This window comes from Bacteroides sp. HPS0048 (assembly GCF_964240755.1).
Classification (GTDB): domain Bacteria; phylum Bacteroidota; class Bacteroidia; order Bacteroidales; family Bacteroidaceae; genus Bacteroides; species Bacteroides nordii.
Genome location: NZ_CAXSVC010000008.1, coordinates 115,420 through 137,305, shown reverse-complemented (window position 1 = coordinate 137,305; position 21,886 = coordinate 115,420). Strand labels below are relative to the sequence as shown.

12 protein-coding genes are annotated in these 21,886 nt (G+C 39.3%); 7 read left to right on the top strand and 5 right to left on the bottom strand.

What is annotated here, in order from left to right:
• Window positions 1-105: 105 nt before the first annotated feature.
• Window positions 106-831: a response regulator transcription factor gene (locus ACESQI_RS08890; RefSeq protein WP_373125830.1), complete on the bottom strand. Its 726-nt coding sequence runs from the start codon at window positions 829-831 to the stop codon at window positions 106-108.
• On the bottom strand, window positions 828-2,186 hold the full coding sequence (locus ACESQI_RS08885) for a cell wall metabolism sensor histidine kinase WalK (protein ID WP_007482815.1): 1,359 nt from the start codon (window positions 2,184-2,186) through the stop codon (window positions 828-830). The genes ACESQI_RS08890 and ACESQI_RS08885 overlap by 4 nt, the downstream gene beginning before the upstream one ends.
• 245 nt (window positions 2,187-2,431) lie before the next feature.
• Between ACESQI_RS08885 and ACESQI_RS08880 the strand changes: the two genes are divergently transcribed.
• Complete coding sequence (locus tag ACESQI_RS08880; RefSeq protein WP_373125828.1) at window positions 2,432-2,881, top strand: DUF3267 domain-containing protein; 450 nt, start codon at window positions 2,432-2,434, stop codon at window positions 2,879-2,881.
• Here ACESQI_RS08880 and ACESQI_RS08875 read toward each other — a convergent pair.
• From ACESQI_RS08875 to ACESQI_RS08865, 3 genes are all read right to left on the bottom strand, one after another.
• Complete coding sequence (locus ACESQI_RS08875) at window positions 2,878-5,103, bottom strand: sensor histidine kinase (protein ID WP_373125826.1); 2,226 nt, start codon at window positions 5,101-5,103, stop codon at window positions 2,878-2,880. The genes ACESQI_RS08880 and ACESQI_RS08875 overlap by 4 nt on opposite strands.
• A gap of 470 nt (window positions 5,104-5,573) precedes the next feature.
• Complete coding sequence (locus ACESQI_RS08870) at window positions 5,574-7,547, bottom strand: FG-GAP repeat domain-containing protein (RefSeq protein ID WP_373125824.1); 1,974 nt, start codon at window positions 7,545-7,547, stop codon at window positions 5,574-5,576.
• A 66-nt stretch (window positions 7,548-7,613) separates the two neighbouring features.
• Window positions 7,614-9,881: a glycoside hydrolase family 97 catalytic domain-containing protein gene (locus ACESQI_RS08865; protein ID WP_373125822.1), complete on the bottom strand. Its 2,268-nt coding sequence runs from the start codon at window positions 9,879-9,881 to the stop codon at window positions 7,614-7,616.
• 79 nt (window positions 9,882-9,960) lie between these two features.
• On the opposite strand from ACESQI_RS08865, the gene ACESQI_RS08860 reads away from it, so the two are divergent.
• The 6 genes from ACESQI_RS08860 (at window position 9,961) to ACESQI_RS08835 (ending at window position 21,791) form a co-directional block, all read left to right on the top strand.
• On the top strand, window positions 9,961-10,107 hold the full coding sequence (locus tag ACESQI_RS08860) for a hypothetical protein (RefSeq protein ID WP_373125820.1): 147 nt from the start codon (window positions 9,961-9,963) through the stop codon (window positions 10,105-10,107).
• An 85-nt stretch (window positions 10,108-10,192) separates the two neighbouring features.
• Window positions 10,193-13,144, top strand: coding sequence for a discoidin domain-containing protein (locus ACESQI_RS08855; protein ID WP_373125819.1), 2,952 nt, complete (start codon window positions 10,193-10,195; stop codon window positions 13,142-13,144).
• A gap of 304 nt (window positions 13,145-13,448) precedes the next feature.
• Window positions 13,449-16,841 carry a hypothetical protein gene (locus ACESQI_RS08850; RefSeq protein WP_320908107.1) on the top strand — a complete coding sequence of 1,131 codons (3,393 nt, stop codon included), beginning with the start codon at window positions 13,449-13,451 and terminating at the stop codon, window positions 16,839-16,841.
• A 25-nt stretch (window positions 16,842-16,866) separates the two neighbouring features.
• The gene (locus ACESQI_RS08845; RefSeq protein ID WP_320908106.1) at window positions 16,867-18,045 is read left to right on the top strand and encodes a T9SS type A sorting domain-containing protein; all 1,179 of its coding nucleotides are present in this window, start codon (window positions 16,867-16,869) and stop codon (window positions 18,043-18,045) included.
• Window position 18,046: 1 nt separating this feature from the next.
• Window positions 18,047-21,373 (top strand): DUF6443 domain-containing protein, encoded by a 3,327-nt coding sequence (locus ACESQI_RS08840; protein ID WP_373125818.1) that lies wholly within the window; start codon window positions 18,047-18,049, stop codon window positions 21,371-21,373.
• A gap of 10 nt (window positions 21,374-21,383) precedes the next feature.
• Window positions 21,384-21,791, top strand: a complete 408-nt coding sequence (locus tag ACESQI_RS08835) for a hypothetical protein (RefSeq protein WP_256143020.1) — start codon at window positions 21,384-21,386, stop codon at window positions 21,789-21,791.
• The last annotated feature ends 95 nt before the right edge of the window (window positions 21,792-21,886 follow it).

Sequence of the window (21,886 nt, the reverse complement as noted above, 5' to 3'; positions counted from 1 at the left end):
TGTATTCTAATTTTTGTTTTTTAAAGTATTTATTATAGCAAATCAATAAGCATGAGTAGTTAATACAAGAAATAAAGAATGAAAATAATGACAAATGTATTGTTTCTACTCTTCCTGCAGGGTCAAACCTACTCCTTTTACTGTTTTGATATTCACTGTTTCATCTTCTGCGAATAGTTTTCTTAATTTAGTGACAAATACGTCCAGGCTGCGTGAAGCAAAGTAATCATCTTCTGTACCCCATAGTTTTTCAAGAATAGTTTCTCGTTTTACTACTTCACCTTTCTTTTCACAAAGCATCTGTAAGAGTGCAGCTTCGCGTACTGTCAGCGTTCTGCTACTTCCTGATGCGTACTTTAGCGTAGCATGTTCCGCATCCAGTGTATAATTCTTACCTATCCGGTAGATGGCTTCATCTACTGTTGTTGTATTTGTGGGTGCAACAGGCTTTTCCGGTACTTTTTGGCTCATCTTCATCAATGCCTGCACATGTGCATTCAGTTCTTCCGGGAGAAATGGTTTTTTCAGATAGTTGTTTACTCCCAACTCATAACCTTTTACTACGTCTTTGGGCGATACCCGTCCCGAACTGAATAGAATAGGGGTGTCTGTATCCGTTTCACGAATGCGCTTCACCATTTCATATCCATCCATAACAGGCATTTCAATGTCCGAAACGATCACGTCCGGTCTCCACTCCTGCCATATTTTTAATCCTTCCACACCGTTGGCGGCATCTTTTATTTCATATCCTCCAATCATGTCTTCAAGCCCGCCCTGGATAATATACCTTAGGTTGGCATCATCTTCAACTAACAATAACCTTATCATACCATCTCTTTATTTTGTTGTGGAATATTTATAGTAAATTCGCTATATTCTCCCTCTATACTTTCAAGCTTTACGCTTCCGTGATGTGCCCGTACAACATGGAATACATAGTTTAATCCAAGTCCAAAACCCGGAGCTCCTCCTTTTCGATTTCGCTGTACAGCTGAGGCACGTTCAAATTTCTCGAATATTTTTCCTTGCTCTTTCAGTGGAATACCCATACCGTTATCTTTCACACTGATGTGTGTATATCCATTGGATGAGGCCGATGAAGATATTTTTATTTGTACACTCTCTTCCGAGTATTTGATGGCATTATCAATCAGATTGCTGACAGCTTCTTTCAGAAATTCTTCATCTGCATATACTTTTTCTTCCTGCAGATCAAGAATGAATTCAACAGGCTTTTCTGCTTTGGCAGTAAACTTTTCGGTGAGATCTTCTATAATAGGACGCAGACTTACCTCCTTTTTCTCGAGCAGCAGTTTGCCCTCTTCCAGCTTTGACAATGTCAATACCTTATTGACCAATGCCAGCAAATGTTCTTCTTCGTCCTCCATGATGTCGAAATACTTCTCCTTCCGTTCCGGTTTATCATCCAGCTTTCCACTGCGCAGGATACGTGTACCCATGAGGATAGAACTGAGTGGGGTTTTCATATCATGTATCATGGCATAGGAGAAGTCCTCGCGTATCTTGGCTATTTTGTTTTGTTTCACAATCACTTTGATTTGTTGTACAAGGCAATAGATCACGATGAACAGAAGCAATACCGTTCCGATGAGGAACATTCGCATCTGAAGGATAATCAATTTATAAGGATTGTCGATGGTAGCCTGTATACCTTTGGAGAAGTCCTCCCGAATGGGGAATATCTGGGTTTGCATTTCGTTGTGAAGCCGGACAAGGCTACTGTCTTCTGCAAAGTCTTCTACATATTTATAGCGTGTAGAATCGATGTCAACAGAATCTATACGGAAATGGAGTTTTCCGAGATTTACTTTGTCCAGTTCTTCTCTGTAACAAGAGTCAAGAGATTGATAGTTGAGAGGGATGTTATATTCGTGATGAATGCTGTGCAGGGCAGTTATCAAAATCAATCTGTCGGCCATATCATTTTTCGCACGTATTTTGGTAGAATCCAGTTGGAGTACGGTACCATTGGGGATATTCCCTTTAAATTGCTTACTTGATTTTGAGGACTCCTGTAATTGTGCTTCCAGAAAAGCATTATTGATTTTGTCGTACAATTCATTCTCCAACAAATGATAGGAGTTGGAAAACCACATTCCTTGCAGCCCTACTACCGCCAGGATAGCAATGACAGTAATATATCGAAATAGCGGTTTATTCATGCTTTTTTCTTTTAATTCGTTGGCAAAGATAGAAAAATAGTTTGTGATTATTCACTTTTTTAAGTATTTGGTAACGTCGAATGTTTTGTACGTATGGAAATTTCCCCGTATAGGAAGGGCTTAACGTAGCGTTAACGTAACGATAACATTGTAATAACATACTCTTAATTTACTCTGTTTTATCTTTGCAATGCCGGGAGTAGAGAAAAATAGAAATCCTTCTTCCTTTATTTATATGGAATGAGATGACGACCGATACAGAAAATAAAAAACCTCTGTTAGCCATTAGCTGTGGAGCGGGTGGGACGCAGATTATCCTGAGGACAGTTCCGTGTGCTTATTCGTTTATTGCATACGAACTTATCCGTGCATTTTTCTTTCTGCTTTTTGTAAAGCGGGGTTTCCGGTCTGTTTTCTTGACAATGAAGGGGAGGCTATTGTTTGCCAACTGTGCGTGTAATGAACCTTTATATGTATGGCAATTTGTCATAGTATCTTTGATGCCTGTTTTTCTTTTAGGAGTTCTTCCTCTGTGTTACACTTTGTTTTCCGGACGATTCATTTTTCTTTTAATCAGCATTCCGTTTCTGCTGATGGGTATCAATGATTATAAAACAATTTGGCTGCTCAGATATTTCGAGGAGAATAATCTGGTAATTAATTATTTAGAGCGAAAGGAGAAGAAGATACATTAAACCGGGAAAAATAATGTGAACTCACTGAACTTATTTTCTACACTTTCCACTCTGACTCTACCATTATGTGCAACCATTACCTGCTGAACATAATTTAGTCCGAGTCCAAAGCCGTTGGCTTTACTTCGACTATTGGCTGAAGCACGCTCGAACTTATTGAATATTTTACTTTGTTCTTTCAGTGGGATGCCCAACCCGTTGTCGTGTACTTTAATTTTGATGAAACCATTTTCTTCTTCACACACAATGCTGATTTTTACTTCTTCGTGAGAGTATTTGATGGCATTGTCTATCAGGTTACTAAGAATTTCACGCAGACAGAATGCATCGGCATAAATAGACTGACAACGGTGGAATACTTTCGAAAACTCTACCGGCTTATGAGCTTTTAAACGGAATTTTTCTATAAGATCATCTATCAGAGGTTCTAAATCCACATTTTCTTTATGTAACTGTAACTTGTCTTCTTCTATTTGTGTGAGCAGTATTACCCTGTTTGACAAGGTAAGCAGATGCTCGCATTCGTCGGACATAGTACGCAGATATCTTTCTTTTTTTACAGGATTGTCGTTAATTCTCCCTGTACCCAATATATGTGCTCCCATAAGAATAGAGTTCAGGGGTGATTTCATATCATGAATCATGGCATAAGTAAGGTCTTTCTGGAACTGTGCAAGGCGGCGTTGCAGGAAGGTAATTTTCACCTGATAGAATACGCAACCAACAATAAGGATAAACATTAATCCCAGTGAAAGCAGTAATGGCCACAACGGTTTTAGTATTAATAGTTGCGGAGAAGATATTGCTGCCTGTACTACTTTGCTGCTATCATTGTTCAGAGGGATGAACCGGGTTATCAGATTCGGTGCCCCGGTTGTATATCCGGGGCGTGTGCTTTCTTCTGTTTCAAAGGTGGGATATTTCAGTATATTGATACAGACCGGGTTTGTGATTCCTGCTTCCTGTAGATAGGTGATAAATACAGAATCCATGTGGTGCAAAGAAAATGGAACAGGGGTGGAGCAGGAGTTTATTGCTTCAAGCATTTTAAGAGCCGAGCGTAGCGTGTAGTTTGCATCGATTGAGTTGTAAATGTGATAAACATATACCCTTGTTACAGGCGCTTTTGTTCGTATAGCTTCTTCTTTTTGCTTTTGTGCAAAAGGGGTAAGGCCGGTTTCCGGGAAGTTGAGTATTACTTTTTTCTCTTTACTGGCCATATAATGAGGAAACTGATGATAACTTACTTCGTTGAAGAATGCTTCTTCAAAATACGTATTTATTTTGTGTGCAAATGCTTCTTTTCCGGTACTGTATAAAAAAACAATCCAGATTATTAATAGTAGAAATGTACCTGCCAGACTGAGTATAGAAAGTGCTTTGGAAGAACGTTGTTTTTTCCCTTGATTCCGTTGTGTTGCCTCCCGGGCGGCTGTCAGAGTTTCTTCGGTCATCGTAAGCAATGTATTGCTCTCATTCTCAATTTCCTGCCATTGCTCTTGTGCCATTTTAGCCGGAATGGCAGAAACCGGAGCAGCCATGTTTCCGGCTAATGCATAAAAAGAGTTTTCCTGTACTTTTATGGTTTGCTGTTGGCGAATGATGAGTTTTATCTGTGAAATGATACTGTATATTACTATGGTCATCAGGCCGAAAGTGAATAGATAGAGCAATGATACTTTCTTTAAAATCAAGATGTAGGGAGAAACAATTACGGCTTGCACAGCTATATCGTTTTCACGGTCTATAAAAAAAGGTTCGGATGCTAATACACCTATGCTTCGGTTGAATGCCGGGTTGGTGCTGGCTAACGTCCGGTGAGTTTTCGTATCTATTTTGTTGATTACAACTTCGCTGTCAATATGATCTTGTTTCAGCTTCTTTCTCAGTACTACTGCCAACTCATCAATAGGAAATTCTACACCGTATTCAGTTTTTAATATCCGGGCCAGATACTCATTACCTCGCAAATTTTGCTCGTCTGCCGGGAGGTCTGCATATGGTTTAATAGGTATATAGGTGACGGTTGTTCCGTCAGGATAGGGAAGCTGGTTGACCAGATTGTCGATGGTTTCGTAAAAGGCAATGGAAAAACTCTTTTTTACTGTGAGTTTCATGATTTCCATGTTACTGCGATAGGCATAAAATAGCCCTCCGATTTGGAGTATCAGAGTTAATGTAAGTCCTACAAGAGTGATAATCGTTACTTTACGCGTACGCATCTCTTACAATTTTGTCGCAAAGATAGCACATTTTGGGAGAAGCATTGTGCGGCTTATCGGTTTTTAGGTAGTTATTAGCTGCTATGGAAGTATTATTTTGGGCAGATGGCAAAGTGATTGGATATAAAAACGAGTTTATAAGAACTGTTTTGTATATAATTATGAAGTCTGAATAATCGATATTGGCAAAGAAAAGATGAATCTTGAAAGTAAATAGATATGACATTCTTTGGTTTTATAAGTCGTTGTTTATCAATGCGTTATAGAATGGTATTTTTCTCTACGAGGAACGCATCGAAACTCTACGAGGAATGACTCGTTTGTCGTAGAGAAACAGGGCTTTTCTCTACGACAAACGAATTGAATATTTATAAGATTTGACAGAAACAACTGGAAAAGAAAAGATCGCTTCCTATCAATGTAATAAAATATGATTTCTTTTTCGGGTTATTTCCATACATAGCTAATTTTTATTGTAGTACACAAACTTTGTGAGTGGTATTGGCTACTTTTACCAGATAGATACCCTGGTTTACTCTTTCGGTTGCTTTATTGTCACATATACCGTTAACGATCTGTTTGCCGTCAATTGTGTTTATGGCATAAGCCGTACTACTGTTGCTTTCAATGATAATAGTACCATTGTTTACATATACGTTGGCAGTTACCACTTGAGTATTTCCGATACCACTGCCACCTGCTATATTCGCTACGATAAATTTACCACCGAGGTTACCATTATCCACAGGTTGTACGGCGAATTCATAATCAGTCGTATTGAACCCTTTCATACGAATCTGATGGCTATTAATCAGACGAGCTGCAACTTTAGAATCATAAGTTGTAGTCCCGAACATTTTATTCGCCTGGAGACTTGCCGGGGCATAGGTATAGGTGTAAGTTACTCCGAAGTCATCTGCTTTTTTAGCTTTAATGTATATATTGTAACGGATGGCTTCTGCCGGAGTTGTATCGTCTGTTGCGTTTCCCCAGAAAATAATAACATCTGAACCGTCTTGTTTAACCTGTACATCTGAATTGCTTGTAAATCCGGGAGCTTCATTCATAGCAAGATCACTGGTTAAATTGTTGGGTACTAACCGGTTGAACCAGTTAGGCTCTTTAGGTCCCCATCCACTGATAGAATAGTCGAGCGCACCGTCATGGTTGAAATCAATAAAGTTCACATCAGATTCGTGAGAGTTGGTATTATCATTCAGGAATTCACGGGTGAAGCTGTTGTCTCCATTGTTATAATATAAGTTAGCGAGTGAATAGTCTGTCTCGGTTTGTCCGTCTGTTGATGACCATCCACATTGAATCATAATATCAATCTTACCATCATTGTTGATGTCACCTATAGCGGGCATAGCTCTGGCTGTAAGTAGATTGGTTACTTCTGTTTTCAAAGGATCGGCAAAAGTTCCGTCGCCATTATTGATGTATAAGTTTCCTACAGTGTTATTGGTTTCTGTATCACTATTTTTTAAATCTCCAAACTCTAATATGTCGGGATAACCGTCATTATTCACGTCTGCAGTAAAGGTAGTACCGCTCTTTTGACCTTCGAAAAAGCCCTGCTGAGTTGTTTCACGGAAAGTGCCGTCACCATTGTTAAAGTAAATAGTGGTAGTGGCAATCCAGCCGTTAGTCTGGTCATTACCGGATACGATAAGATCCAGATATCCGTCTTTATTTAAATCACTCAGATAAACGGAGCCGGTTGTGATTGTTTTGAAGGGCTCAATTCCTTCTCCGTCTTCTCCCACGGGGTTTTGTACCTCTTCAAAAATACCTTGGTTATTTCTGTATAGAATCACGTGCCAACTCTCATCTTTACGTGCCCATCCTGTCATAAACAGATCTGTCCAACCATCATTGTCATAGTCGCCGGCTGCGCAGAAGTAACCCCGGTGTTGTCCTTCGGATTCTCCGATACCCAGTTCGTCTATCTCTTGCTGAACAGCATGCTCAAAAGGATTGTCCGGATCTCCTGTTCCTCTCCAGATAGCAGTATAGTTTTCTCTGTTTTGTCCGCCCTCTCCGTTGTCAGTCACTTTTTTCCCCTGTACATAAAGATCCATGATACCATCATTGTCGAAATCCAATACAACTGCGCCGGCAATTTCGAGCTTAGGAATATTAACGGGTATGTTGGTAAATTCGCTTCCTTCTTCATTTCTGAACAGATATGCATGACCCATATCCTGGTGTTTACCACCAATGAGGAAACGGTCCGGATAACCATCGTTGTTGTAGTCAAACCATAAGTCCTGTCCCCATTGAAACCAGGAACAGACATTGGCACCTTCAGGATCACTGGGATCTCCCCACGGCTGTTTGATCACATCTCCCCATTCTACTTTTACAGGTTCGGTAGCGAATGCATTTGAAGCTACTAAAGCACTTAATGCCATTGTTGAAAGTAATTTTCTAATTTTCATAATGTAACTATTTAATGGTTAATATTAAAGTCGTTTATCGGAGATGAAATTTATTCTCTCAATAATTTAGTTTTTGTAAATGAGTTTACTCTGACTGAGGTCTGGAGTAGTACACTTCACACAGTAATAGCCTCTTGACAGTTGCGCTATTGATATGCAGAGCGGATTATCTTTCTTTGTATAATCCGGATAGAACGGACGTCCTGTAATATCGTAGAGATGAATGTCGGCTGTTAGTTCGTGTTCCGGGAGTTGTACATAGATACTTTCATTATTTTGCTCGTACCATATCTGCACCTTTTCCCGGAGTGTTATGTTTTTGACGCTTGTATAGTTGGGATCGGGATAAATGCGCATAACAAAACCACCTCCTTCTGCCAGTTTGAAGCTCATCCGGGTTTGGCTGGTAACATCAATCGTATGGCATTTGCAAGCTGTTGCATCTCCTGTTGTACTTGATGTATCATTATTTTTTTCCGGTACGTCTTCTATGATGTAAGCTTTATAAGGTATTCCGGGAGTAAGAAATGAAAAATCGACATCCAGTGTCCGTTCTGTCCAGTTGCTTAGTCCGCCTACATACCATTCCTTATCTGATCTACGGGCCATGACAGCAAATTCACCTATTTTGCCTTGCAGCGGTTTGGTTTCGTTCCAGATAGTAGGCACATGTTTTAGAAATTCCATTATTTCGGGGAATTTACGGTATTCTGTTGGTGCATCGCTTACGAATCCTAATGTCTGATGATATACTACGTACTGGGCCATTTGGTGTGCACGTGTACCCAGACTCCAAGGAGCACCTGTCCCTTTCCAGGTCCATCCTTTCCGGGTCTTGTTACGCAAAGATCCCGGAGTCATATCCATTGCTCCTCCAAGCATGCGTAAGAAAGGAATAACGGTGTGATACAATGGATTACAATTGTCGTTCCATTTGTTACTTTCTTCGCCTGTCACAGCTTCGTAACTGATGATATTCGGATAAGTACGGTGCCAGGCTACCGGTTTCGGGCAACCGTGAAGTAATAACATCAACTGGTATTTGGCGCAGCGTTCCGCCATTGTAGGTATCCAGCCGGACGCCACCTGGTCATCTCTTGACATAAAATCGGCTTTCACCCCCGATATACCCCATTCTTTGAAACGGGCAAGCATCGGTTCATCAACCAGCAGGAAGTTAAAGTAGCTCCATACCATGATTTTGATATTTTTTGATTTGGCGTATGTACATAGCTCTTTGATGTATTCTTCTCCCCAGCCGGCATCACAAGTCATCCATTCAAATCCCATTTCCGCGGCAAAGTCTACATAATATTTATAAAATTCAAGTGTATGCGGACGTCCGTCTCCAAAAGGACCGTAGATAAATCCAAGGTCTCCTTCAAGTTCTCCGTCGTGTAACCATTCAAAAGCTGTCCGGCCGGCCGATATCCAGGAGAAATCCCTTTCTACCTGGGGCTTTGCCAGTTTGTAGATCAGGTCATTGTTCATTAATTCCGAATCATCGCGGCTGATAATGAATCCACGCCAGGGATAAGTACGTACGCCCGGTGTCAGGGCAATGTAATCATAACGCTCCAATACTGCCTGTGAATCATATTTACTATCGTTCTTTATTTTTTTAGGATATTCGGCCCATTTGCCTACCAATTTATTACCGGCTTCTTTTTTAAGCAGATACATGCCCGGGTAGTTTTCTAAATCGGACTCAATAACGGTGATACCTATATTTTTCTTATTATTTCGGAAGAAACAGGGATTGATACCATAATCTCCTGTTTTAACAGATTTGACACTCAACTCACGTTTGTAAGGAAGTTCCCATTGACTCATCGTACGTTTGTCTTCATCGTACGCAATCCATACTTGCGGGTTATCCTTAAAGTTGAATTCTGCTATTTCATTCCGAATGGTGATACTTCCGCTTATTTTACTTTCTATCCGGTATGCCACCCCTTCATCATAGGCACGGCAGTGCAAGGAATAGAGAGAACCCAGATCAAGGATCATTTCATTATAAGTATCATCAATCTGGTCATTTTCGCCTAAATGCATGGGAATTTTCTGACTGATGGAGTTTCGGGAACACTTTTCTACTGCCGGATTCTCTCCCAGTGTGATCCGACGTCCGTTTCTCTCTACTATCATTGCGATCGGAGAGATTTCCGAAAGGGCTTCGCCGTCAGCGAATATCTGATAAGAGAGAGTGTCCCGCATGCTGATTTTGAGTTCCAGACTTCCGTTAGGAGAACTGACTGTATATTCTTCTTGCGCTTTTATTGGCAAGGTCGCGGTGAGGTATAAAGCGATGGTTAAAATAAGGTGTTTCTTCATTTTCAGTATTGTTATTACAAATTCTATTAGCCTCTTTTATTGGCTGCTACAAAGAAACGGCACATTTGACACATTTGAAATGGAGAATTCTATTCTGGATATGGATAATTTTACCTTTGCAGAAATAACGATATTGGAAAGTAAGATTATCCATATCGATGGTAAGATTATCTATTTCTTTTTTGCTATCTATCTGCTTATTTTGCACTCAGCTAATAGAATATAAAAATGGATAGTTTTTATAATATAAAGGTAATGTTGTTTTCAGGATTTTTTTGGAGAATATTATTTATAAATACGATAAAATGGATATGAAAAGAAAGATGAGTAACACATTAGGAGCCGGACTTTTGCTGCTGGCATCCACTTTGGGGGGGGCTGCTCAGGCACAACAGGTTTTTCTACATAGTGGTGAGCCCGTTGTTGATTGGAAACTGAAGCCGCAGGTTGAAGTAAAGGGGGATGTAAACACTTTGTGCAATGCAGGCTATAATGTATCTTCATGGGTAGATGCAGTAGTTCCCGGTACGGCTTTTACGGCTTATGTAAATGCAGGACTGGAAAAAGATCCTAATTTTGGTGATAATATTCATAAGGTGGACCGGGCTAAGTATGATCGTAGCTTTTGGTATCGTACTGAATTTAAAGTCCCTGCTGATTTTGACAAGGAACTGATCTGGCTTAACTTTAATGGTGTGAACCGTAAAGCTGAAGTTTATCTGAACGGACACAGCTTGGGCATTTTGGATGGTTTTATGCATCGGGGACGTTTTAATGTAACTGATATTGTAAATAAAACAGGAGAGAATGTACTGGCTGTACTGGTACACATGCCTCAAACTCCGTTGGCCAATTGTGGTAGTCCTACTTATCTGTCGAGTGGAGGTTGGGACTGGATGCCATATGTTCCGGGATTGAATATGGGTATTACCGATAAAGTATTTCTGAGTAATACCGGCGGCGTAACCCTGATTGATCCGTGGATACGTACAGATCTTCCAACTCGTGCCCGTGCAGATTTATCTGTTCAGCTGGAAGTGAAAAACAATGAAAGCAAACCGGTTAAAGCTATTGTTACAGGGACCATCAAGCCGGGTAACGTTACCTTTACGAAAGAGGTAGATCTGTCTGCAAATACTACTTCTACTGTTAGCTTCGATAAGCGTTATTATCCGCAGTTGATGATTAATAGTCCGAAATTGTGGTGGCCTAACGGATACGGAGAGCCTAATTTGTATACTTGTACCTTTGAAGTGAAAGTAGACGGAAAAGTATCTGAAGTAAAAGATGTCACTTTCGGTATTAAAAAATATACATATGATAAGGAGAATAACACTTTTCATGTTTATATAAATGACGTTCCTGTATTTGTAAAAGGGGCCAACTGGGGTATGTCGGAGTATATGCTTCGCTGTCGTGGTGCAGAGTATGATACAAAGATTCGTTTGCACAAAGAGATGAACTTTAATATGATTCGCAACTGGCTCGGCTCTGTAACCGATGATGAATTCTATGAAGCCTGTGACAAATACGGAATTATGTTGTGGGATGATTTTTGGATTAATTCGAATCCGAACCTGCCTTATGATCTCAATGTGTTCAATAATAACATGATGGAGAAGATTAAGCGTGTACGCAATCACCCGAGTATTGCCGTATGGTGTGGTGACAACGAATCTAATCCGCGACCGCCGTTAGAAGGTTGGATGGCCGAGAATATTAAGACTTTCGATGGTGGTGACCGTTATTTCCAGGCAAATTCTCATGCACAGGGCTTGACGGGTAGTGGCCCGTGGGGAGCTTTTGAACCACGTTTCTACTTTACCAAGTATCCCGATGGTCTGGAAGGCGATCCGGCACGTGGCTGGGGATTCCGTACAGAGATCGGTACTGCTGCCATGACTACTTTTGAAAGCTTTAAGAAGTTTATGCCGGAAGAAAACTGGTGGCCACGTGATGAGATGTGGAACAAGCACTATTTTGGTCAGAATGCTTTCAATGCAGCTCCCGAACGTTATGATGCTTCTATCGAGAAAGGTTTTGGCAAACCCGATGGCATTGAGGATTACTGCCGTAAAGCACAGCTTATAAACCTTGAATCCAATAAAGCTATGTATGAGGGCTGGCTGGATCGTATGTGGGAAGATGCATCAGGTATCATGACCTGGATGGGACAGTCGGCTTATCCTTCGATGGTGTGGCAGACGTATGATTACTATTATGATCCGACAGGTGTTTATTGGGGTACAAAATCTGCTTGCGAACCGATACATATTCTTTGGAATCCTGTAACGGATGGTGTAAAGGTTGCCAATACTACGGCACGTGATCTGGAAGGACTGACTGCCGAAGTGAAAGTATACAATCTGGATGGTAAACCTGTGGTAGCATATACAAAGTCGGCTACGGTGAATTCGCCAAGCAACACCACTGTACAGTGCTTTACGATTGATTTCAATAAAGAACGGAAGAACCTTTCTTTAGGTAAACCGACCTATGCATCAAGCGTGACTCACGGACAGCCTTCGGATGCTACGGATGGTAAGAAAGATACCCGTTGGGCAGCAGCTAAAGCCGATAATGAATGGATTTATGTGGATCTGGGCAGTGTACAACCCGTAGGTGGTGTACGTCTGGATTGGGAAGCTTCCTTTGGAAAAGCTTATAAGATACAGGTTTCCAGTGACGCACAAAATTGGAAAGAAGTGTATAAAACGGATGAAGGCCGTGGTGGTGTAGACGAAATTACATTCCCTGAGGTAGATGCCCGCTATGTACGTATGTTCGGTATCGAATTGGGCTGGTGGTTCGGTTATTCGTTATGGAGCTTTGATGTATTGAGTGGTACGCAGCCAAGTGAAGGCCTGAGTGATGTTCATTTTATCCGCTTGACTTTGAAGGATAAATCCGGGAATGTACTCTCCGAAAATAATTATTGGCGCGGCAATGACCGTTTAGATTTCACTGCTGTGAATTCTTTACCCAAAGCCGACCTGAAAGTTTCTTCTAAAATGGTGAAGAAAGACGGAGTTGCCGAGATTCAGGCTACAATTACAAATCCGGCTTCAGCCAAGGGTGTGGCTTTTGCCGTACATGTACAGGCATATCGCACTTCGGATGGTGAACGTATTTTGCCCGCTATTATGAATGATAACTATTTTACATTAATGGCAGGTGAGAAAAAGAATGTAACAATTTCATTTGATGAGAAACTGTTGCAAGGTGGTTCTTATAAATTGGCGGTAACTCCTTATAATAAATAAGGATAGGGTAATTCACCACAGGGTATACACAGGGCACAGAGTTCTAATTATTTAAAATCAATTATATAATAACTCTGTGCCCTTAGTGTATTAATTATAATATTACGTGCTTTAAATAACCATATTGTAGGCTATGGTCGTTTTATTGGTATGCCAGCGGAGTGGATGCAGTTACTGCTTGAGTAGTAGTAATTATACATTTAAATTACCGATACAAATAAGTCCTTTTGCATATTATCTGTGATATCATGAGTTGTATAATGAGGATAATAGTAGTTAACTTATTTTTTTTGTATAAAAAACAATGAAATACAAAATTTTCATCTTATTACTTACCTTATCGACTGCTTTATATAGTCAAGATATAAATATCCCGGTTTCTCCCAATGTTGCCTCCATGGGCGAATTTGGAAACTTTCCTATAGGATATCATACCGGCACTCCTGTAATCGAATTTCCTTTCTATGAAATAGATTTGGATGGTTTAATCATACCCATAAAATTGAAATATAATTCATCCGGTATCCGGGTTGATCAAGAATCCGGATGGGTAGGGTTAGGTTGGTCTTTAGAAACGGGAGGGTGCATAACTAAGGAAGTGAGAGGCTTTAATGATTTTAGTTATGACGATTCTACTACTCCTGAAGGAGTGTCTTTCGGGTATTATTATACATGGCAGTCTAACTATGAACAATATCTCTATAAAATTAATTATAATCCGTTGACTGAAGTGATTGAGCAGATAGCGGGAAATGAGTTATTGACTACTGAAGCATCCTACTTGACAGGTCAGGACAATGAACCGGATTTATATCATTTTAATTTCTGCGGTTATTCCGGCACCTTTTATTTTGAACCGAGGAAGAATGGCGATCCTATCTCTGATTATATAAAACCTGTAATTAAATCTTCAAATCAATACCTGAACATTACATACAATACGAGGGAGAATAAATGGCTTGTTGTTGATCAACAAGGTTTTAAGTTTATTTTTAAAGAGAATGAATATACCCATGTCTATGCTGAACAAACGGAGTACGAAACTCCAGCTCTCAGTACAGATAAGAGTAGATTGTATCTCAGAAAAAAAGGTTCCTGCACGGATACGAACTGTCAGTTGGAGTCTATCGAATCCCCCAAAGGCCGAAAGGTTAGTTTTACATATAATCATGAGAATTCGAGTACACCCATAAGTACTTCTTATCAATCTGATATTCCGATATTTGATAAGAGTTTTGGCGATATAAATATTGGAGGCGGAACAAATAAGTATTATAGCTATACCTACTCCGGCATAGAACAGTTACTACCCTCTACTATCAGCTTTGATGGAGGTAGTATCTCTTTTATAACTTCGGCAAGGAAAGATATGGAGCGTTACGCTGATTTGTATCGTGTCCGGCCGGGGATTTCATCTTTGCCTCCTCAGAAACTGGATAAGGTTATAATTAAAAAACGATCAGATAATCATGTCAAAAACATAAAACTTTCCTATAGTTATATGGGTGATACGACGGATGTTAAGTTGAGTCGTTTAATGCTCAATTCGTTTGAAATAACTGATGCACAGGAACAGATACATCAGCAATACAAATTTACGTATAAAGAGGGAGTATTACCTGCCAAAAACTCTTATAATTCAGATTTGTGGGGATATTACAACGGGGCTGTGAATCAAGTCCAGCTTCCTACTTATACAGATTTAAAAACTCTGGGAAATATTAAGAATACTTGTAACTATCCTGAATCTTACATAAAAATAGGTGCTGATAAATTTACGAATGAAAAGTATATGCAGTATGGAACTTTGGATATGATTGAATATCCTACCGGAGGTAAAACACGATTTATATATGAATCACATGATTTTTGGAATGGGAGTAATGGTGGATTTATTAGAAAATTTCCCTTAAGTTCAGGTGTTTCATACAGTCCGGATGCCAGTTTCCAACAAGGCAGTGAATACACTTATGGAAAAGATTTTGTTTTAGAAGATGATTCGTATCTAAGATTGTCTTTTCATTATCATATACACGATTCATACAAACCGGCTTTGTCAAGAGCAAGTCGTATCTTTCTTCAGGAAAAGCATGGTAACAGCTATATAGATGTTTATAGTAAATTGATTAATCTGGAAAAAGAAGCTGAAACAATTGATTTAGATGCGGATGCCATTTATCTCAAAAAAGGAACATATAGAATTTATTTATGGAGAGAGACAAAGGATCAAAACGGACAAAATAAATCTTTCAATTATCATCTATCAGTAAGTACCATGGCTTTTGCCTGGCATAGTGAGAGTAAGGGAGGTGGTCTTAGAATTAAAGAAATACAGAATATAGATAAGGGTGACATAGTAAGTACAAAGCGATATTCCTATTCGGAAAATGGACAATCATCGGGTTGCTTGTTATCAATACCCGACTATGCTTTTTTGCAGATTTTAGACCGGACGATAGCGAACAGTACTTATTATGAAGGTATACGAATGCGGATGCTGAAATTTATGGCTTACAATAAACAATTTAGTCCCAACTTTGGCACCCCTTTTATTCCCAACAATGGTGCTGCCGCTCAGGTTGTTTGTAAATACGTTGAAGAGAGCTGTGTGGATGCGAACAACCAAATGACAGGAAAAACTACCTACAGATACATGGCAGAACCCTTCAAAACAAAGATCCCATTTCCAATACCTAAAGAGTATCATATAGGCAATGGTTCATTGCTGGAGGAGGCTCATTATGACAGTGACGGAATTCTACAGAAGAAAAAGATATTTAATTATTCTTTTAAACAGATACCGGGAGCTTTTACACAATATATACCTAAATTTTATGAACCTTTTGATGCCAGTAGGATAGGAATACAGTTCTATGAAGTCAAACCTGAATATTGGAGTTTGGATTCTATTTCGGAGAGTGATTATTTTGACTCTGGCAAGAAAGCTGTTTATAAGCAGACAAGGTATAAATATGATATGGGCAACCGGCTCGTTTCAGAGAAAATGGAGTCTTTAGGGGAAAATGACTTTGTAACCTTAACAAAGTATGCAAAAGATTTTTCAGACCAAATAGCTTTAAAAATGAAAGATAAAAGTATGATTGGAGTTCCTCTTGAAATTGTTACACTCAAAGATGGTAAAATCATATCCGGAAATAAATCTCAATATATTTTTGATGCAAGTTTGGATGCTGTATTAAAGAAAAGTTCTTACTCATTGAAAAAAATACCTTCTCTGTCTCTGACAGATAATTATTCGCAATACTATGAAGCCGATTATACGGTTGTTAGTTATGATAATTACGGTAATCCTGTTGAGATAGAAAAAAAGGATGGTATTCGTGTTGTATATCTTTGGTCGTATAATGGGCAATATCTGGTTGCTGAGATAAAAAATGCTACTACCTCCACTGTAAATACTGCTTTGGTATCTGTTGGTCTGATATCTATTGATTCTTTGTCAACAAATGTCAATCCTGATAAATCGAAACTGGATAAGTTAAGAACCTTATCTGCCTTAAGTGACGCTCATATTACGACCTTTCAATATAAGCCATTGATTGGTGTAACTCAAATAACTGATCCCTCAGGTGTGACGGCCTATTATGAATATGATTCATTAGGTCGTCTGATACATGTAATGGATATGAATCACAGTACTGTTGAAGAGTACGAATACCATTATAGGAGTCAATAAAAAATAATACTTTGAACTTATGATTATGGACAATAAAAAGAGAGTTGCTCTGCTACTTCTACTTCTTATAAGTACGAGCTTATGTTACTCACAATATACCTTACAAAAGGATTATATCCATATACGTGCTAACGACACAGTAGTGAAGCAAGAAGTGAATTATAAGGATCCGGGGCGTAGTGGGACTAATGTTTTCTGGAATTACAGTAATCTCCAACCGGTGAAGTTCCCTTATTGCGTTTGCTATGGTGGCAACGATACGGTGGTTTTTGTGAAAGAGCACCTGACAGAGTATAAATACCGGTTGAACTGTGGTGATTCTTTGATGTTGGAGGGATATCGTAATCGTACCACCTATTTCAATGCTCTTGTACCCGGCCTTGAATTTCGATATCCGTTTCATTATATGGACTCTCTGGAAAGTAATTTTTATGGAGAGGGGAAATATAGTGATAAGTTGGCATTCATTTCACAAGGTCGTGAAAAAGTGAAGGTAGATGCCTGGGGAACCATGTTGCTTCCGGGCAACGATACCTTGAAGAATGTGGTTCGGATGTGTCTACAAAAAGATATTTGTGAACATATCTCTTGGACGGACTCCATCTTACTTAGAGTACACGGTGATTCTACTGTCCTTCGTAAAGCCCGTATTGAAGAGCATCTGAGAAGCGATACTGTATTACTGCGTCAGACAAATTATCGTTGGTATGCCGAAGGATACCGTTATCCGGTATTTGAAACCATCCGTTGTGAAACTTTTAAGTCCGGTAGCCCGATGGCATATTATGCGACTGCGTTTTATTATCCTCCGGAAGAGCATATCTATCTTGAAAATGATTCGCTCAACAAGCAATTACAAGAGTTACTGAAGGAGAATAGTCTCTTAGCTGGCCAGCATACTTCCAAGCCAGGAAAAGATGAATCTCTCCCTCCGTTGCAATCAGAATTGTTGGTCTTTTACAATATTTACCCCAATCCGGCCAAAACAGATGTTACTTTGGAGTATTATTTATCGGATAACGCACAGGTATGTATCAGTCTTTTTGATCTTAGCGGACGGTTACTGAAGCAAACAGACAGTGGGAGGAAGCCTGGAGGAACCTATAATGAAACCATCTCAATGGATGCTTGTCCAAGAGGAAGCTACATACTACGGTTGACGGTGGCTGATAAAACATTTGTTGAAAAACTAATAAAGGAATAGAATGATGAGACGTACATTATTATCCATGTTTATAAGTGGCTTATGTTTTTCTCTGCTGAACGGACAATCTGCTGATCAAAACTATATTCGCATTATTACTCCCGGCATTACTACTTCGGATGCTTCTTCATTGGTACCTTCTCAGTGTATCACTCGTGTTCAGTATTATGATGGGCTTGGACGTCCTGCAGAGACTGTGATGAAGAGTATTACTCCACAAATGAATGATCTTGTTTCAATGGTGGAATACGATACTTTTGGGCGTATGTCACACGAATGGCAACCTGTTGCAATGGGTGGTACTTCGGGTGAATACCGTTCTACATCGGATGTGAAAGCACGGTCTTCTTCTTTTTATGGAGATGAATATGCCTATACGCGTACTTATTATGACTCTTCTCCTTTGAACCGTGTCGTGAAGCAAATTGGTCCCGGAGCGGATTGGCATGTCAATGATAAAGCCCGACGAACCGAGTATCAGGTGAATACGGCAACCGGAGAGTTATCCGTTCCTTGTTTCGTTGTTGAAAACAATCGCCTGAAGCGAAGTGGCTTTTATCCGGCTTCGAGCTTGATCATCACATTGACGAAGGACGAAGATGATGTTGCCTGCTATGATTTTGTTGACTTGGAAGGTAAGCGCATTAAGTATAAGGGTGTTATTTATGTGTACGATAATCTGGGTCAACTTCGTTATGTCTTACCTCCTTTCTTTTTTAATACTTATGGATCTTCTGTTTCGGCTGATGGCTTCTATGATGTCACTCCGGAAACAGGCTTGTATAAAATGTGCTATGTCTATAATTACGATGACAGGGGTAATTGTATCAGCAAGAAACTGCCTGGCATAGAACCTATTTATTACGTTTATGATAAAGCCGATCGGCCGGTTCTTTCTCAATCTCCCAATCAACGTGCTCGTGATGAGTGGAGTTTTACAAAATACGATGCTTTGTCTCGCCCTATTTTGTCCGGTACAACAAAAATAAGTGGGAAAAGTCATGGACAACTATGTGAAGAATATCGCAATCAACTCTCGAAAGAGACCTTTACAGGTAGTATCGTATCTGATTGTTATGGCTACAGTAATGTGAGCTTACCTACTCGGAATCTAACTATTTTAAAAGTGGACTTTTATGATAACTATACGTTTATAGGCAACCTTGGATTGCCTTCTCCGTTTAATTATCAAATGCAAAGTGGTTTTCCCACCTCTTATCTTACTACTCCTAAGGGGGTACATACCGGTAGTATAGTCAAAGTCTTTGATTCTACTGTGACGAACAAGTTTTATTCGGTTTCTTATTATGATACTAAGGGGCGTGTTATTCAAAGCTGTAATAATAATTCCTTGGCAGGTTTTGATACTTATTTCACCTCTTATAATTTCTCCGGTTCTCCCGTTGATATGCTGCATATCCATTCCAGTAGTACGATTTCCTCTTTGAGTGAACGCTATCATTATACGTATGATCATGGCGGTCGATTGACGCAAACTACCCACTCTTTGAATAGTGGGGCAGAGCGAATTCTTGCACAAAATGAATATGATGAACTGGGATATCTTCGGAAGAAGAGTTATCCGGGAAATCTTGATGCCGCTACGTATGGTTATAACGTCCGTGGATGGATAGATCAAATCAATTCTACTCATTACAGGCAGGCTATTTATTACGGTTTTTGGCAGAATAAATCGAAAAGTTGTTATAATGGCAATCCAGCCGGTGCGTCCTATTCTACTACTTATCGTGATCCGGTTACAGGGGGATTGGCACAAACCGGCGAGCAGTTGATTGAATATGAATATGATGGTGAAATATTGAAAATGATGTCGTCCGGAAGTATAGAAGATGGCCAGTTCGAATATGATAGTGATATAGGGGAGAGCTGTCCTTCTATTTATGACGCTATCCTTCGTTTTTACAAAGGACAATCTGAAGATTTAATGTTGCTAAGTTCACAGGGATACGGAATTGATAATATTTGTGAATATGGTGCAAACAATGTTGCATCTCTTCCTATACAATTTATGTCGAAATACCCTGATGCTACTCCTACCTTTTTCTATGATGCTAACGGAAACTTATATAAAGATTTAAACCGTGGTATTACAGGTATTGATTACAACTTGCTGAACCTGCCCGAAAAGATAACTTTTGAAAATAGCAGTAATATCCGTTACCGTTACGATGCCGACGGTACTAAACTCCGGGCTGATTATAAAACCGTTTTTAATGAACTGTATACTCCCATCGGCTTACCCGTGCAAACAAGTTCCGGTACTTTAACGGTCGAGCACCATATCGATTATTGCGACAACCTAATCTATGAAGACAATGTATTGAAAAAGATCCGAGTCGATGGTGGCTATATCAACTATAATCCCTCTACAAATAATGGTGAATACTGTTATTACATCACAGATCAAATCGGTAGTAATCGCGTTATATTAAGTGAGACCCGCGGTGTGATTCAGTATGCCGGTTACTATCCTTATGGCATTCCTTTTTCAGAGATACCTATGGAAGAAGATAATTTCCTCCATGCCGGTAAAGAACTTGAAAAGATGCACGGGCTTTATTGGTATGATAACGGCAAGCGTTGGTACGATCCGATCCTTGCCCGTTTTACTACGATGGATCCGCTGTGTGAAAAATACTATGATAAGAATCCGTATTCGTATTGTGCGGATAATCCAATGAGGTATGGAGATGTGAATGGGGATAGTATTTGGTTTACATTTGATAAAGATGTAATAACTATGCATGTAACAGGCAAAGTTCTTAATGACTCTAATAATGATGTAGATATGGAAAGTGCTATTGAAAATATTACAACAGGTATTATTAGGGCATTCAGTGGTGCTATCGATGGTATTTCGTTTAATGTAGATGTTCAACTTTCTGAAGCAAAGAATATGGATGGGGTTGAAGGTAGCGATCATTTGTTTGTACTGACGGATAAAATTAGTGAGATAAAGGAAGGAGAAGTTTACGGAGCTTCAAATGCTTTAGGAGGGAAAGTTGCTTTTATAAATTCTGATTATTTTACTGGTCCCTATGATCGGATGCTTGGGAGTCGGAATTATGGTACTTTCACTGCGACTCATGAATTTGGGCATTTAAGTGGTCTTGAACATAATAAGCGTAATCCTTTTAACTTAATGAGGTCAAATGGTTCCTTTTACAATTTAAATAGTACACAACTTAAAACAGTTTATTCAAAATGGAAGAATAAAGAGCTAAATAAAAGATATAATTATGAAATTAACCCCTTAGGGAGGAAAAGGCCCAATAGAGGGAAGGCATCAATTTATGTTAGACCATAATTTGCATCATATGAAAAAGAGAAAAATTCTATTATTATTAGCAATGTCATATTTTTTGATATTTGTTTCTAAAAACATTTATTGGTATGTTAGAAAGGATTGTACCAATTTGTCTTTTGTTTTATCAAATCATATTACATGTTGGAATGGAGAGAATACAGAGATACCTATTGAGGTTTATATTGACAACAAACTATATTTCAAGGATAATAGATTCTCTGAGCTTTATTTGTTTATTGATAATATGAATGTATCTATAGGTTATCATCATCTTAAAGTTGTTGTAGATTCTCATTTTGTTGAAACGGAGGGCTTTTTTGTTTTTCCTATAAAATGGATTACTATTGAATGTTGGGGAGAAGGAGATATTGAGAATATTACGTTAGGGTTTTCCTCATCACCTCCAGGGCTAATGTAAGAGAGGATATATGGTAAGTATTTGGGAAGAGTCGGTTATAGTAAATTTTCGTGGTTTACTAGCAGAAATGTAGAAAGTAGCCTGCATTCTATTCT